The organism is Tropicimonas sp. IMCC6043, from assembly GCF_004146235.1.
GTDB lineage: Bacteria > Pseudomonadota > Alphaproteobacteria > Rhodobacterales > Rhodobacteraceae > Tropicimonas.
In genome coordinates this window covers 62,070-77,256 of the sequence record NZ_SELO01000003.1, presented here as the reverse complement: position 1 = coordinate 77,256, position 15,187 = coordinate 62,070, and the positions used below count along the sequence as shown (strand labels likewise).

Sequence of the window (15,187 nt, the reverse complement as noted above, 5' to 3'; positions counted from 1 at the left end):
GCCGAGTGCCCGCGTGTGGCCCGGGATCTCAGCCCGTCAGGCTTCGGCGGGCATCTCGAAGGGGGGCAGGTCGCCGAACGCCTTGCGCAGGGCCACGCCCCAGCCGGTCGATATCGTCTCGAGATAGGGATCGTCCTGTTTCAGGCGAAAGGTCGGGCCAGGCCGGAGGCTGCCGGCGCGGTAGACATGGACGTCGAGCGGCGGGCTGACGGAGAGATTGGCCTTGATCGTGGAATCGAAAGAGACGACGAGGAGCTTGATCGCCTCCTCGAAGCTCATCGCCGGATCGAAGGCGCGCAACAGGATCGGCCGGCCGTATTTCACCTCTCCGATCTGGAAGAACGGCGTGTCGCAGCTGGCCTCGATGAAATTGCCCTCCGGGTAGATCAGGAACAGCCGCGGCGCGCCAGCCCCGATCTGGCCGCCGAGGATCATCGTCGCCTGGAAGGTCGAATCGGCGCCCTGTCCGTTGTCGGAATGGGTGGCGATCACCTCCTTGAGCGTCGCGCCGATCATCGTCGCCGCCTCGAACATGGTCTTGACTTCGAGGATGTTGGGCTGCCGCGCGCCCGGCTCCTTCTCGCGCTCGTCCAGCAGGCTCACCACCGCCTGGGTGGTCGCCAGGTTGCCGGCCGTCATCAGCGTAAGACACAGCTCGCCGGGCCGGGACCACGTGAACATCTTCTTGTAGCTCGAGATATTGTCGACGCTGGCATTGGTCCGCGTGTCCGACATGAACACGAGACCCCGCTCAAGCAGCAATCCGACGCAATAGGTCATTCGCCTGGTCCTTTCCCAGCCTGCGTCTGCCTATTGCTGTATTTGCACCTGCACGTCGAGAGATTCGGTGCCTTCGCCCTGGCGAAGGCCGGTGATCGGTGCCGCCTCGCGATAATCGCGCCCCGTGGCGACGCGGACATAGCGCTCGTCGGGGCAGATCTCGTTCGAGATGTCGAAGCCGACCCAGCCGAGCCCTTCGGTCCAGACCTCGCACCAGGCATGCGTCGCTTCCTGGTGGAAGACGTCGTCCATCAGAAGGTAGCCGCTGACGTAGCGCGCCGGCTGGCCGAGGAGCCGCACCGCGGCGATCATGATATGCGCGTGGTCCTGGCAAACGCCATGGCCGGCGGCAAGAGCGGTCTCTGCCGGAGTGGCGCTGTCGGTGCGGCCCTTCTCGTAGGCGACACGCGCGCCGATCATCTGGGTGAGCAGGTGCAGGTGGTCTAGCCCGTCCGGCGTCACGTCGCACTCGGCACGCAGGTCGCGGACCAGTTCGCGCAGCGACGGACCCGGGGCGGTGAGCGGCGTCGCCCGCTCGAAGAGCCAGAGCGGGGCATAGCCGCGATCCGGTCCGGCGACTCCGGCACGGTCCTCGACCTCGACGTTGCCCTCGCTGACGATCACGATCTCGGTTGCTCCTTCATCGGCCTTCACCAACTCGGTGCGGTTGAGGTAGGCGTCGTCATAGACCACCTGCCGCGTCGCGCCCTCCAGCCGCACGGACCAGTCGAGCACGGTCTGGCCCTGGAAGTCGCGCGGCTCCAGCCGCAGGCGCTGCAGCGCGTATTTCGCTGCCGTGTCATAGCGGTAGGTGCTGCGGTGGCTGATTGAGAGGCGCTTGGTCTCAGGCATGGAAGCGGTAGTCCGTCTGGATCTGGTTGGCCAGCGCCTGGAGGCCGCCGAGATAGGCGCCGAGGAATTCGTGCAGCCCCTCCTCGAAGATCGAGACGACGCTGCTGGTCCCGATCTTTTCGCCGAGCTCGCGCGAGAGGTCGTGGCAGGGCCGGCGTTCCCCGTATTCGCTGGCGAGCTCTCCCAGATTGCGGTCCATCTGACTCTGGCAGAAGGCAAGCGAGCGCGGCATCCGCGCATCGAGGATCAGGAACTCGGCGATCGCCTGCGGCGTGGGATCGCCCTCGTTCAGCCAGCGGAAGGCCCGGGCGGCGGACACCGCGCGCAGGATCACCTCCCATTGCACATTGTCGATCGAGGAGCCGACGAAGGTCGCCGACGGCAACAGGACGTAATATTTGACGTCGAGGATGCGCGCGGTGTTGTCGGCCCGCTCGAGGAAGGTGCCGAGCCGAGCGAAGGAGAAGATGTCGTTGCGAAGCATCGTGCCGTGCAGCATGCCGCGCACCACCGCGGTGCGGTTGCGGATCAGCGCCAGCGTGTCATGCAGGTTGCGCTCGCTCACCGGTCGGGCGAGGGCGGATTTGAGCGCGATATAGGCCTCGTTCGTCGCCTCCCAGACCTCGCGGGAAAGCGCCGTACGCACCAGCCTCGCATTCTGCCGGGCCAGGCCAACCGAGACCAGTACGGAGGAGGGGTTGTCCTGCGCGCGCAGCATGAAGTTGATCACCGCTGCGGCGTCGTAGCTGTCATGCCGTTCGCGATACGCGGAATCGGCGCCGGCGGTGATCAGGATCGACTGCCATTCGTTCGAGCCCTCGCCGGAGCGGGTGAGCGCAATTCGCCAGCCGGCCTCCAGCAACCGCGCAACATTCTCCGCCCGTTCGAGGTAGCGGAACATCCAGAACAGGCCGCCGGCCGTCTTGCCCAGCATCAGTTCTCGTCCCCCAGCACCCAGGTATCCTTGGTTCCGCCGCCCTGTGACGAGTTGACCACCAGCGATCCCTTCTTCAGCGCCACGCGGGTGAGCCCGCCGGGGGTGATCTCGATCCCCTGCGGCGAGACCAGCACGAAGGGGCGCAGGTCGACATGGCGCGGCGCGAGCCCGGCGCGTGTCAGGATCGGCACTGTCGAGAGCGCCAGCGTCGGCTGGGCGATGTAGTTGGACGGCCGGGCGCGCAGCTTGCGCTCGAATTCGGCAAGTTCCCTCTTGTTCGCTGCGGGACCGACGAGCATGCCGTAGCCGCCCGAGCCGTGCACCTCCTTGACCACAAGCTCGGCGAGATGGTCCAGCACATAGGCCAGCGCGTCCTTCTCCGAACAACGCCAGGTCGGCACGTTTTGCAGGATCGGGCGTTCGCCGGTGTAGAACTCCACTATCTCGGGCATGTAGGAATAGAGCGCCTTGTCATCGGCGATGCCGGTGCCCGGCGCGTTGGCGATGGTTATGTTGCCGGCGCGGTAGACATCCATGATGCCGGGCACGCCGAGCATGCTTTCGGGCTTGAAGGTCAGCGGGTCGAGGAAATCGTCGTCGACGCGGCGATAGAGCACGTCGATGGGGGTGTGGCCGCGCGTCGTCCGCATCGCCACCCGTCCGTCCTCGATCGTGAGATCGCTCGCCTCCACGAGTTCGGCGCCCATCTGGTCGGCGAGGAAGGCGTGTTCGAAATAGGCCGAGTTGTAGATCCCCGGCGTCAGCACGGCGACCACCGGCCGCGCGTTCGGCGAGCTTTCCGGCGCCGCCTGCGCGAGTGAGCGGCGCAGAAGCTGCGGATAGGCCGAAACCGGGCGCACCTTGAGTTTGGTGAAGAGCTCGGGGAACATCTGTAGCATCGTCTCCCGGTTCTCCAGCATGTAGGAGACGCCTGACGGGGTGCGCGCATTGTCCTCCAGAACGAAGAAATCGTCCTCGCCGGTGCGCACGAGGTCCACACCGATGATATGCGTATAGACACCGCCCGGAGGCGAGAGGCCGATCATCTCGGGCAGGAAGGCGTCGTTGGCGGCAACGATCTCCTTGGGGATGCGGCCGGCGCGCAGGATCTCCTGGCGGTGGTAGATGTCGTGCAGGAAGGCGTTGATGGCGCGCACGCGCTGATGGATGCCGCGCTCGAGCCGGGCCCATTCACGCGCCGAGATGATCCGCGGCACGATGTCGAACGGTATCAGCCGTTCGTCGGCCTCGCTCTGTCCGTAGACGTTGAAGGTGATGCCGGTGCGGCGGAACACCGTCTCCGCCTCGGCCGACTTCTGCCTCAGGCGCCGTGGTTCCTCACCGGCGAACCAGTCGTAATAATCTCGGTAGGGATCGCGGGCTATTTCGGCCGCGGCAAGCATCTCGTCGAAAGGGCTCTGATCGGTCTCCATGACATCAGAATGCGCATGGTTCCGGCCCCGGCAAGGCGGCATCGACCTATTGCCTGCTGCATTTTTGACTTTTTCAATGATCGCCCATGATTTGGGCTGCCTGCTGCATTTTTCATCGCCCGACCCTGGTGCCGGGAGGCGGCGCGCAGGGCGCCCGCCGGGCGCCCTGTGCGGATTTTCCGTGCAAATCGAAGCCGCTCAGAGCCTCTGAAGCATGCTCGGGGCGGTGAAATCGGCGTCGTAGGGGCGCATGATATCCAGCGTGGCACGATAGCTCTCGAGGCAGCGGGCAAAGTCCGGATTGGCCGCTGCCTGTTCTTCGAGCACTTCGTCGACCGCGCCTTTCAGCGCCAGAATCACGTCCTCGGGGAACGCCTTGAACTCGACACCCGATTCCTTCAGCGCCTTGTAGGCCTGGGCGTTGAAGTAGTCGAACTGGGCGACCGTTTCGGTATGGGCGGCGTCGGCGGCGGACCGGATGATTTCCTGCAGGTCCGGCGTGAGGCTCTCCCAGGCGTCCTTGTTGACCACCACGTTGAGCCCGGCGCCCGGCTCGTGGAAAGCCGGCGCGTAGCAGATATTGGCCACCTTGTTCATGCCGAAGGCCTGGTCGAGCATCGGGCCGACCCATTCGGCGGCGTCGATGGCGCCGGACTGGAAGGCCGGGAAGATCTCGGTTGGCGGCAGCAGCACGGCGTTGACGCCGAGCTTGCGCATGGCTTCTCCGCCGAGACCGGCGATGCGCATGTTGAGGCCGGAGAAATCCTCGACCGAGTTGATCTCCTTCTTGAACCAGCCGGCGGCCTGGACCGTGGAGTTGCCGGAATTGAACGGCACCAGGTTGCGCTGCGCGTAGATCTCGTCATAGAGCTCCTGTCCGCCGCCATAGCGCAGCCAGGCCGTCATCTCGGAGGCGGTCAGGCCGAAGGGGATAGTGGTGAAGAAATGCACCGCGGAGTTCTTGCCGGCATTGTAGTAGGGCGTGCCGTGGCCGATCTCGGCGGTTCCCTGCTGCACCGCGTCCTCGACGGCAAAGGGCGGAACCAGTTCGCCGCCGGAATAGAGTGTCAGCTTCAGCTTGCCGTCGGCCATCGCGTTGACGCGGTTGACGAAGGTTTCGGCATTGGTGCCGATGCCCGGCGCCTTGACCGGGAAGGAGCTGGGACATTTCCACTCCAGCACGCCCTGCGCGATGGCGGGCGCGGCAAGTGCCACGGCGGGCGCGCCGAGCACCCCTGTCCTGAGAAATGTACGTCGTTTCATTGGTTCTCTCCCTGTTGCGGGGCCGAGTGTGCCCCAATTTTCGGTCTTACCCTGATTGTTAGCCGAAGAGCAGTCCCGGAAGCCATGTCGCCAGTGGTGGCCAGAGGAACACGACGCCGAGCGCGATGATCTGGATGAGGATGAAGGGGATGACGGAGCGGTAGATCATTGCGGTGGTGATCTCCTCCGGAGCGGCGGAGCGGAAGTAGAAGAGCGCGAAGCCGAAGGGCGGCGTGAGGAAGGAGGTCTGCAGGTTAAGGGCGACGAGGACGGCGAACCAGACCGGGTCGACGTCCTGCAGAAGGATCGGGCCGACCAGCGGCACGACGATGAAGACGATCTCGATGAATTCGAGGATGAAGCCCATGAGGAAGATCACCAGAAGGGTGAAGATCAGCATGGTGATGTGGTCGCCCGGCAGACCGAGCAGCAGGTCATGCACCCAGACGTCTCCGCCGAAGCCGCGGAAGACGAGGCTGAGCATCGAGGCCGCGAGCACGATGCCGAAGATCATTCCGGAGACCTTGGCCGCCTGGCCGAGCGCGTCGCCGAAGATGCCGGCGCGGGTGAGCACCAGCACCGACAGCGCGAGCCCGACGACGAGCAAGGCGGTCAGCGCCAAGGCGAGCAGGGCGCCTGGGGTGAGTGACAGATCGGCGGTGGCGATATTGACCCGGCCGGTGCCGGCGAGACGGAGGGCGACGAGGCCGAAGCCGACGAGGCCGGTGGCGGTCATTACATGGCGCAGCCAACTCGGGGTACGGCGCCGGCCCGGCACGCGGGCCTGCGACCCTCCGGGAAGGGCGTCCGTGTCGGATGCGGCCGAGACGCGCGCGGCGGTGATGAGCAGCGTGCCGGCGACGCCGATGGCGGCCGCCTCAGTCGGCGTCGCGACCCCGGCAAGAATCGAACCGAGCACGGCGAGGATCAGCAGGATCGGCGGCAGCACCTCGCGGGCGAGATCCCAGAGGCCTATCTCGGGCGCCGCCGCGACGGGCCGCGCCGGAATCCGGGCGAGGCGAAGAGAGACATAGATGCCGTAGAGCAGGACGAGCAGGAGGCCGGGCAGCAGCGCGCCGGCGAAGAGGTCACCCACGGTGACCGCGTCTGGGGCGAAGTTCCCCGCCCGCTGCTGCGCGTCGAGATAGGCGTTCGAGACCTGGTCGCCGAGCAGGATCAGCACGATCGAGGGCGGGATGATCTGGCCGAGCGTGCCGGAGGCGCAGATCAGACCGCTCGCGGTGCCGTCGGGGACGCCGACGCGACGCATCGCCGGCAGCGAGATCATGCCGAGCATGACGATGGTGGCGCCGATGACGCCGGTCGAGGCTGCGATCAGCGTCGCGATCAGCAGCACCGAAAGCGCCAGCGCCCGCGGTGATCCGCCGAGCAGGCGCGAGACCTGCATCAGCGTGCGCTCGGCGACGCGGGAGCGTTCGAGCAGCACGCCCATCAGAACGAAGAGGGGCACGGCGACCAGCAGCGAATTCTGCATCACCCCGAAAGCGCGTTGCGGATAGGCTTGAAGGAAGCTGAGATCGAAGGCGCCGAAGGCAGAGGCGACATAGGCCACGGCGATCGGCACGCCCGCGAGCACCAGCATGACCGGAATGCCCGACAGGATGCCGGCGAGCAGCGCGATTCCGAAGACGATCAGCCAGGCATTCTCAATCATTCCGCCGCTCTCCCGACAGGTCGCTTTGGGGGGGACGGCTCATGGCACGGCCGAGCGCCTCTGGGCCGGCGGCAAACCCGGCGAGCCCCTGCAGGATCATCAGCCCGCAGGCCAGCGGCAGCATCGACTTGACGAGGAAGAGGCCGGGCAGCCCGCCGGTCTCGACGGATGTCTCTCCTATCGACCAGCTATAGGCGATATCGGGCCAGACCCACCAGATTGTCAGCCCGAAGACCGGGATCAGAAAGGCGACGATGCCGACGCGGTCGAACCAGATCCGTGTCCGGGGCGTCTGGGCAGCGCGGAAGATGTCGACCCGAACATGCGCATCCATCGCCTGCGTCACCGGCAGGCTGAGCACGACGAGAGCGGCGAAGCTGTAGGCAACCGCATCCTGGAGCTCGATGAAGCCGACGCCGAAGACGTAGCGCAGGATCACCACCACCAGCTGACCGACAAAGATCAGCGCCAGCAGCCACTGGCAGGCACGCCGGGTCAGTTGATGCACGATCGCCGCTGTCCGGTTCAGGCCCGACATTCACATCTCCTTGGTCCGGCGCATCCCAAATACCGGCTAGCGCAATGCCCAATGCCCGCCCGTTCCGCAAGGCTCAGATCGGCCATTTCTACGTATCGTTCGGAAGCGATTGCGCCTTTGGGTCCCTTTGCCGCAGATTTCGCGCGATCATGTTGCCGCGGTCTTGCGACGGACCGCGTTGATCTGAAACAAGGAAGCGTCCCCATCCAGGCGCTAGGTTGGCGGTAAGAAACTCGAGACGACAAGGGAGAGAAAGTCATGCGTGTCGGAGAGCTGTTCGCGGATGAACCGGATCACTGGGAGCTTCGTGGCGACCATGCATTGTGGCGGCAACTGGCGAGCGATCTCGCCGATGTCGAGGCGCCGTCCGAGCGACTGGAATTCGAGCGGCTCCTCGAAAATGCGTTCTGGGAGGCGACCGGCCACAGCCTCGCGCTGTCGACCCAGGTGCTGGTCAAGAGGTTCGCAGAGGATGGCGGGTCGCGCGGCGGTATCTCGGCACCGTACTGGCGGTATCAGCTCTTTCCGAGAATCATCGAGCGCTACAAGGCCGCGATGCGCTGACGCTGTCGCTTTGGGAAACGGTAGAGGAAAAGCGGCGCCGTTTCAGTCGAGCGGGATGACGTCGACGGATTGCCCGGTCGACTGCATTCCGGCGCTGCGCATCACGCCCTGAATCGGGGCGACATCGGAATAGTCCCGCCCGGTTGCGATTACGACATGGTCCCGCGCCACCTCGACGGCGTTGGTCGGGTCATACTCGACCCAGCCCATCTGGTGGCCGCACCAGGCGCGGACCCAGGCATGCATCGCATCGGCGCCCTCGAGCCGCGGCTGACCCTCGGGCGGAATCGTTCGCAGGAATCCGCTGACATAGCCTGCCGGGATGCCGAGGCCGCGCAGGCAACCAATCATGACATGGCTGAAATCCTGGCAGACGCCGTGGCGGGCCTCGAACGCCTCCAGAACCGGCGTGTCCACCTCGGTCGCGCTTGGGTCGAAGGCGAACTCGTCGTGGATCTTCTCGGCCAGCGACCGGATGATCTCGTAGACCGTCGCCGAGCCCGACGCCGCCTCCCGTCCGAAGGCGGTCATTTCCGGCGTCGGCTGGACCCGGGTGGAGGGGCCGAGGAAGTGATGCGGCGCGCTGGCGTCGAGCGTGGCATGGGCGGCGATGTCCCGGGCGAGATCCTCGGGCCTCGGCGAGACGTCCAGCAAGTCGCTGATCCGCCGGCGCTCGACCCGTGCGGCGATGCTGAAGCGGCTCTCCCAATGCGGTTCGCCAAGCGCCACCTCGACGGTTTCGTTGCCGAAGAAGTCCCGCCCCGCAAGCTGCTCGACCGGCTCGGGCGAGACCGTGAGCGACCCCGCGATCACCCGCTGCACCCCCGGCAGGACCGCCGGCATCAGTCGCAGCAGGTAGCGCCCCGCGGTGGCGTGGCTGGGATACTGGTAGCGGATGGTCATTCGGATGTCGTAGAGCATCGGCCCCTCAGGTCAGGTAGGCCAGCGTGAGCTGGTCGGACATCTCGCGGATCTCGTCCTCGAGCCGCCGCAGCGCCGCCGAATCGAGCGTCTCCGGCGTCTGCAGCGCGAGGTCGGTGCGGGCGCGCAGGACCGCGCGGGTCAGCGGCGACATCGGCCGATGTCGCCCGGTGCCGGGCAGCTTTGCCAGGTGGGCCTCGATATGGTCGAACTGGCAGAGCACGGCGCGCGGGTTGAGCGCGTCGAGTGCGAGCAGGTCCACCACGGTCGCGCGACTGGTCGCTACCGCGTAGCGCCGGTGGTGAGTAACGAGGCTGTCGCCGACCTCGACCGCGAGGTCGAGCGCCCCTTCGGGCGCCGCCGCGTCGGCAAAGACCGCCAGGCAGGCGCACATCGTGCTGGCGCGTTCCATCGCCCGGCCGAGGCTGATGAACCGCCAGCCCGAGAAGCGATACATGTTGTCATGCACCAGCCCGCCGAACCCCGAGAGCTTGCGCAGTAGCACGCTCATCGCGCGGGCGGCGTCGTCTCCGGCCTCGACGCGGAGCGCGAATTCCTCGGCGGTGCGGGTCAGGTCGCCGAGCGCCAGCGCGCCGTCGACCGAGAAGCGGTCACCGACATGGCCGGCACTTCCGAAGGCCGCGGAGATCGCCTCGACCAGCGCCTCCGGCACCGGCTGGTCCATGTCACAGCCGAAACTGTCGAGATATTTCGCCGTCCGCCGCAGCAACGGCGCGTCGGGGGCTTCGGTCTCGGCGAGCCGGGCGTGGAGGGCGCGCAGCACCCGCACTAGGTGCTCGGCTCGTTCGACATAGCGGCCGAGCCAGAACAGGTTGTCGGCGGCCCGGCTCGGCAGGGGGGCCAGCGGCGCGCGGGAGATCGCGCCGGAATAGGCGGGCTGCATCGTCTCGGCCGGTTCCGTCGTGCGCCCGATGATCCAGACATCGGCGACGCGGCCGCCTTCCTGCATCGCCAGGTCGTTCGCTTCCGCCGTCATGCCGATCCGCGCATAGCCGCCGGGCATTGCCCGCCAGCCGCTGGCGGTGCGCGCGAGGTAGACCCGAAGGCTCATCGGCCGCGGTACCAGGGTGCCGTCGACGAAGGCGGGCGCGGTGGACAGGTGGATCCGCTCCTGACCGACCAGTGAGGGACCCTCGCGCTCGATCCAGGCGGCGATGTCCTCCGCCTCGGCCGATGCCATCGCTGCGGTCTCGTGCGCGAGCCCGGTGGCCTGCGCCGGCGAGATCATCATCATCTCGGCGTTGCTGCGGACATGGGCGCGTTCGGACGGCTGGCCGCACCACCATGTCGCGATATTGGGAATCCGGAGCGGTTGGCCGTCGAGAAGCTGGCTCAGCCGCGGCAAGAAGGCCATCAGCGCCCGGGTTTCCAGGATGCCGGCGCCGAGCGCGTTGACCATCGTCAGGCGGCCGTCGCGGATCGCGCGGAGCAGTCCCGGCGTGCCCAGTTGTGAGCCCTCGTTGAGCTCCAGCGGATCCGCCCAAGCCGCGTCGAGTCGCCGCCACAGCACCGAGATCGGCCGCAGCCCCTCGATGGTGCGCACCATGGCACGGCCATCGTGCATCGTCAGGTCTTCGCCCTGCAGCAGCGCGAAACCGAGATAACGCGCGATATAGGCATGTTCGAAATAGGTCTCGTTCAGCGGCCCGGGCGTGAGGATGCCGACACGGTCTTCGCCTTCCTCCAGCATGCCCGTCATCGTGTCGCGGAAGGCGCGGAAGAAGCCCGCGAGCCGCGTGACATTGGCGGCAGCGAAGACGTCGGAATAGACCCGCTGCGTGGCAATCCGGTTCTCCAGCGCGAAGCCGGCGCCGGAGGGCGCCTGGGTGCGGTCGGAGAGCACCCACCATTTGCCGTCGGGGCCGCGCCCGATGTCGAACGCGACGAAATGCAGGAAATGGCCCGAGCGCGGCGTCACCCCGACCAGCGGGCGCAGCCATTCCGGGCTCTGCGCGATCAGCGAGGCGGGCAGGTGGCCCTGCTCGACCAGCCGGTTCGCCCCGTAGAGGTCGGCGCAGATCCGCTCCAGCAAATCGGCGCGTTCCGTCAGCCCTGCGGCGATCTCGCTCCAGTCCTCCTCGGCGACGAGCAGCGGGCAGTGGCTCAGCGGCCAGTCGCGCTGACCGGTGTCCTGCGGCCCGTAGCGCCGGTAATAGACGCCCGCGTCGCGCAGATACTGGTCGCCATGCGCCATGCGCGACGCCAGCCGTTCCGGCGTCATGGATGCCAGCCGCTTGATGAAGCCCGCCCAGACCGGGCGCACGGAACCGTCCGCGCCGATCAGCTCGTCGGGCACCCCCGCCGGCGGGCGGTAGTCCTTCAGGAATCGGGCGACCGGGTCGCGCCGGTCTGCCTCGGGGGCTTCGCTCATGACGGCGGATCTCCGGAATCAGAGGCCGGGGGGACGCCGCAGGTCGAGTGTCATCGGGAATTCCCGGTGCGGCAGCTCGGCCGGCGGCAGGTAGCTGCCGGGAGTATGGCCGTGCGGCTCGAAGCGGGCAAGGCGCCGGGCCTGCGCTTCATTGCCGTTGACTGGGAACGTGTCGTAATTGCGCCCACCCGGATGCGCGACGTGATAGGTGCAGCCGCCGAGCGCGTGGCCGGTCCACGTGTCGAAGATGTCGAAGACGAGCGGCGCGTCGATCGGCAGCACCGGGTGCAGCGCCTCGGGCGGCTGCCAGGCCTTGTAGCGCACCGCAGCGACCGAGACCCCGCCGGTGCCCGTCTGCTGCAGGGGCAGGCGGCGGCCGTTGCAGGTCACGGCATAGCGCTCCGGATCGGAGGTGGTGAGCTGCGCCTGCAGCCGTTCCACCGAACTGTCGGTGTAGCGCACCGTGCCGCCGATGGCGCCGGTCTCGCCCAGCACATGCCAGGGCTCGAGCGCTTGCCGGATCTCCAGATGCACGCCCTCGTATTCGATCTCGCCGCAGAACGGGAAACGGAACTCCGCCTGCGCCTTGAACCAGGCCGGGTCCATGGCAAAGCCGTGGTCCGAGAGGTCGCGCAGCACGTCGAGGAAGTCTTCCCAGACGAAATGCGGCAGCATGAACCGGTCGTGGAGCCGCGTGCCCCAGCGGATCGGTGCGCCATGCGCCGGGTTCTGCCAATGCCGCGCGATGATCGCCCGGATCAGCAATTGCTGGGCGAGGGACATCCGCGGGTCGGGCGGCATCTCGAAACCGCGGAACTCGACAAGGCCGAGCCGGCCGGTCGGTCCGTCGGGCGAATAGAGCTTGTCGATGCAGATCTCGGCGCGGTGAGTATTGCCGGTCACGTCGATGAGGATGTTGCGCAGCAGCCGGTCGGTAAGCCAGGGCGGCGGCACGTCGCCGTGGCCCGGCGCCTGGATCTGGTCGAGCGCGATCTCGAGCTCGTAGAGGCTGTCATGGCGCGCCTCGTCGATCCGCGGCGCCTGGGAGGTCGGGCCGATGAAGAGGCCGGCGAAGAGATAGGAGAGCGAGGGGTGGCGCTGCCAGTAGAGGATCAGCGATTTCAGGAGGTCCGGACGGCGCAGGAAGGGCGAATCGAGCGGTGTCGAGCCGCCGACCACGACATGGTTGCCACCTCCCGTGCCGCAATGCCGCCCATCGATCATGAACTTGTCGGCGCCGAGCCGGCAGAGGCGGGCCTCCTCGTAGACCGCGTTGGTGATATCCTTGCAATCCTCCCAGCTATGGGCGGGGTGGACGTTTACCTCGATCACGCCGGGGTCGGGGGCGACGCGGATGACGTTGATCCGCGGGTCGTTCGGCGGCGCGTAGCCCTCGATATGGACCGGCAACTCGAGATCCTCGGCCGCCTGTTCGGCCGCGGCGACCAGCTCGAGGTAATCTTCGATCCGCTCCGTGGGCGGCATGAAGATGCAGAGCCGCCCATCCCGCGGCTCCACCGACATCGCAGTGCGGACGATGCCGCCGGTCGGCGTCTCCATTTCGTTGCGCTCCTGAACCCGCGCACCAGGCGTAAAGCTGACCGCCTGGCGATGTCCCGGGGTCACGTCCGGTTCCTCGGAATGGCGTCGGCGCGGACGGGTCTGGAAGACCGGCAGCGGGCCCTCCTGGTTCGCCGGGTCGGGCGGGAAATGGAACGGGTAGGCGCCCGCGGGGATATAGGGCAGCGCCTCCAGCGGCAGCCGGAAACCGACCGGGCTGTCGCCTGGAATAAGGTATAGTTTTCCGCGCCTTGTGCGCCAAAGCTCAGACACCCATCCGCCGGCGGCGCGGGTCTGCCAGCGCTGCACGGGCAGCACCATGCCGGTCGGCTCGGTCAGTCCGCGCTCGAACACCCGGGCGATGCGGTGACGCGCCTCGGGATCCTTCAGCTTGGAGTTCTCCGGCGTGACGTTGTCCGGCAGGTTGCCTTCCCGGATGATCCATTCGGCCGGGTCCTCGTAGGCCGGCTGAACGTGGTCCGGGTCGACGTCGATGCTCTCGGCGATGTGGCGCAGCACCGCCTCGGCCTCGGCCGGCCCGACCTCGTTCTTCGCCTTCTCGCGGGCGATCAGGTCGGGGTTGCGCCAGATCGGCACCTCGTCGCGGCGCCAGTAGAGCGAGAAGGTCCAGCGCGGCAGGCTCTCTCCCGGATACCACTTGCCCTGGCCGTAATGCAGGAAGCCGCCCGGCGCGAAACGGTCGCGCAGCCGGCGGATCAGGTCGTCGGCGAGGCCCCGCTTGGTCGGGCCGACGGCGGCGGTGTTCCACTCGTCGCTCTCGAAATCGTCGATCGAGACGAAGGTCGGCTCGCCGCCCATGGTGAGCCGCACGTCGCCCTCGGTCAGCACGGTATCGACCGTCTTGCCGAGCGCGTCGAGCTTCTCCCAGCTGTCCTGCGGGAAGGGCTTGGTGATGCGCGGATGCTCGACGGTGCGGATGACCTGCATGTCGAAGTCAAACTCGACCTTGGCCTCGCTCGCCATGCCGGAGATCGGCGCGGCGTTACGATAGTGGGGCGTGGCGGCGAGCGGGATATGGCTCTCGCCGGTCAGCAGGCCGGAGGTCGGGTCGAGCCCGATCCAGCCGGCGCCGGGGATATAGGCCTCGCACCAGGCGTGCAGGTCGGTGAAGTCGTGATCGGTGCCCGAGGGGCCATCGAGCGCCTTGAGGTCGGGCTCGAGCTGGATCAGGTAGCCCGAGACGAAACGCGCGGCGATACCGAGGTGACGCAGGATCTGCACCAGCAACCAAGAGGTGTCGCGGCAGGATCCCTTGCCGACCGTTAGCGTCTCCTCCGGCGTCTGCACGCCGGGCTCCATGCGGATGACGTATTCGATCATCTTCTCCAGCCGCATGTTGAGCGCGACGAGGAAGTCGACCGTCGTCTGTTCGGGGTCGAAGGTGATCGTCTCGAGGAACGCCTTCAGCTTCTTGCCGGCAGGCTCCGGCCACATGTAGATCGACAGATCCTCGGTCAGCTCGTCGGGATAGTCGAAGGGCAGGTGGTTGGCCCGCTCCTCGACGAAGAAATCGAAGGGGTTGTAAACCGACATATCGGCCACCAGGTCGACCTCGATCTTCAGCTCGCGCACCGGCTCGGGGAAGACGAAGCGGGCCAGCCAGTTGCCATAGGGATCCTGCTGGTGGTTCACGAAGTGATCGGAGGGCGAGACCTTGAGCGAATGCGAGATCACGCGCGTCCGGCTGTGCGGCGCCGGTCTGAGGCGGATGATCTGCGGCCCGAGCGTAACGGGGCGGTCGTATTTGTAATGCGTCAGGTGATAGATCGCCGCGGTGATCGACATGAAGTTCTCCGGTTATGGCTCCGCTCAGGCAAACACGGAATTCCGCACCGGTTCGAGCGGTAAATGCACGAACGGCTCGATTTTGCGGCAATGCGGCTGTGAGGCGGGCAGATGCACAAATGGCAGGCAGATTCTCCCGGACAAAGCGGCGGCGGCCGTTTTGCCCGCGGACCGGCCTGCCGGACGAGCTTCCCGCGCCGCATGCGTGCCGGTCCGGGATCAGGGTCGGGTCTTGGATCGGGCCGCGGGAACGTTCTGTATCGAATCGACGCGCGCGCCGTGTTGTCCGGTGGCGCAGGTGGCGTTGCTTCAAGGCGACAGGTCGGTTTTTTCCTGCGGCCGGTTCGGGTCCGTTTGCGACGATCCTGTCTCATTTGCGACCCCATTTCGAGGGTGCCCACGAATTGTTCACCGATCGGCGGAATTTTCCTTGATCGGGGCAAACCGAGCCCCTAGGTCGGATTCG

Annotated in this window: 11 protein-coding genes; 1 reads left to right on the top strand and 10 read right to left on the bottom strand. The window is 66.9% G+C overall.

The genetic code is table 11. The features are described from left to right. Nucleotides 1-36 precede the first annotated feature (36 nt). The 7 genes from EU800_RS04640 to EU800_RS04610 form a co-directional block, all read right to left on the bottom strand. Nucleotides 37-780, bottom strand: coding sequence for a peptidase (locus EU800_RS04640; protein WP_129629042.1), 744 nt, complete (start codon nt 778-780; stop codon nt 37-39). A 30-nt stretch (nt 781-810) separates the two neighbouring features. Next, a complete protein-coding gene (locus EU800_RS04635) occupies nt 811-1,632 on the bottom strand; it encodes a transglutaminase family protein (RefSeq protein WP_129629040.1) in 822 nt (273 codons plus the stop codon). Continuing rightward, the gene (locus EU800_RS04630) at nt 1,625-2,566 is read right to left on the bottom strand and encodes an alpha-E domain-containing protein (protein ID WP_129629038.1); all 942 of its coding nucleotides are present in this window, start codon (nt 2,564-2,566) and stop codon (nt 1,625-1,627) included. Before EU800_RS04630 ends, EU800_RS04635 begins: the two co-directional genes overlap by 8 nt. Then, a complete protein-coding gene (locus EU800_RS04625) occupies nt 2,566-4,002 on the bottom strand; it encodes a circularly permuted type 2 ATP-grasp protein (RefSeq protein ID WP_165354561.1) in 1,437 nt (478 codons plus the stop codon). Before EU800_RS04625 ends, EU800_RS04630 begins: the two co-directional genes overlap by 1 nt. A 198-nt stretch (nt 4,003-4,200) precedes the next feature. Continuing rightward, nucleotides 4,201-5,265, bottom strand: a complete 1,065-nt coding sequence (locus EU800_RS04620) for a TRAP transporter substrate-binding protein (protein ID WP_129629036.1) — start codon at nt 5,263-5,265, stop codon at nt 4,201-4,203. 58 nt (nt 5,266-5,323) lie between these two features. Then, entirely contained in the window at nt 5,324-6,940 is a 1,617-nt protein-coding gene (locus EU800_RS04615) for a TRAP transporter large permease subunit (protein ID WP_129629034.1), read from the bottom strand. Beyond that, nucleotides 6,933-7,478, bottom strand: coding sequence for a TRAP transporter small permease subunit (locus EU800_RS04610; protein WP_129629032.1), 546 nt, complete (start codon nt 7,476-7,478; stop codon nt 6,933-6,935). The genes EU800_RS04615 and EU800_RS04610 overlap by 8 nt, the downstream gene beginning before the upstream one ends. A gap of 258 nt (nt 7,479-7,736) precedes the next feature. Between EU800_RS04610 and EU800_RS04605 the strand changes: the two genes are divergently transcribed. Further along, on the top strand, nt 7,737-8,042 hold the full coding sequence (locus EU800_RS04605) for a hypothetical protein (protein ID WP_129629030.1): 306 nt from the start codon (nt 7,737-7,739) through the stop codon (nt 8,040-8,042). A gap of 42 nt (nt 8,043-8,084) precedes the next feature. Here EU800_RS04605 and EU800_RS04600 read toward each other — a convergent pair whose 3' ends face one another. Genes EU800_RS04600 through EU800_RS04590 form a run of 3 tightly spaced genes read right to left on the bottom strand, consistent with a single transcriptional unit; the run spans nt 8,085 to nt 14,721 of the window. Further along, nucleotides 8,085-8,963, bottom strand: a complete 879-nt coding sequence (locus tag EU800_RS04600) for a transglutaminase family protein (RefSeq protein WP_129629028.1) — start codon at nt 8,961-8,963, stop codon at nt 8,085-8,087. A gap of 7 nt (nt 8,964-8,970) precedes the next feature. Beyond that, a complete protein-coding gene (locus EU800_RS04595; protein WP_129629026.1) occupies nt 8,971-11,355 on the bottom strand; it encodes a circularly permuted type 2 ATP-grasp protein in 2,385 nt (794 codons plus the stop codon). 18 nt (nt 11,356-11,373) lie between these two features. After that, nucleotides 11,374-14,721: a DUF2126 domain-containing protein gene (locus EU800_RS04590; protein ID WP_129629024.1), complete on the bottom strand. Its 3,348-nt coding sequence runs from the start codon at nt 14,719-14,721 to the stop codon at nt 11,374-11,376. Between the last annotated feature and the right edge of the window lie 466 nt (nt 14,722-15,187).

Coding starts and splice junctions, on each gene's coding strand:
- EU800_RS04630 (WP_129629038.1), bottom strand. CDS start 2,566: ATGCTGGGCAAGACGGCCGGCGGCCTGTTCTGGATGTTCCGCTACCTC.
- EU800_RS04610 (WP_129629032.1), bottom strand. CDS start 7,478: ATGTCGGGCCTGAACCGGACAGCGGCGATCGTGCATCAACTGACCCGG.
- EU800_RS04615 (WP_129629034.1), bottom strand. CDS start 6,940: ATGATTGAGAATGCCTGGCTGATCGTCTTCGGAATCGCGCTGCTCGCC.
- EU800_RS04600 (WP_129629028.1), bottom strand. CDS start 8,963: ATGCTCTACGACATCCGAATGACCATCCGCTACCAGTATCCCAGCCAC.
- EU800_RS04640 (WP_129629042.1), bottom strand. CDS start 780: ATGACCTATTGCGTCGGATTGCTGCTTGAGCGGGGTCTCGTGTTCATG.
- EU800_RS04620 (WP_129629036.1), bottom strand. CDS start 5,265: ATGAAACGACGTACATTTCTCAGGACAGGGGTGCTCGGCGCGCCCGCC.
- EU800_RS04595 (WP_129629026.1), bottom strand. CDS start 11,355: ATGAGCGAAGCCCCCGAGGCAGACCGGCGCGACCCGGTCGCCCGATTC.
- EU800_RS04590 (WP_129629024.1), bottom strand. CDS start 14,721: ATGTCGATCACCGCGGCGATCTATCACCTGACGCATTACAAATACGAC.
- EU800_RS04625 (WP_165354561.1), bottom strand. CDS start 4,002: ATGGAGACCGATCAGAGCCCTTTCGACGAGATGCTTGCCGCGGCCGAA.
- EU800_RS04605 (WP_129629030.1), top strand. CDS start 7,737: ATGCGTGTCGGAGAGCTGTTCGCGGATGAACCGGATCACTGGGAGCTT.
- EU800_RS04635 (WP_129629040.1), bottom strand. CDS start 1,632: ATGCCTGAGACCAAGCGCCTCTCAATCAGCCACCGCAGCACCTACCGC.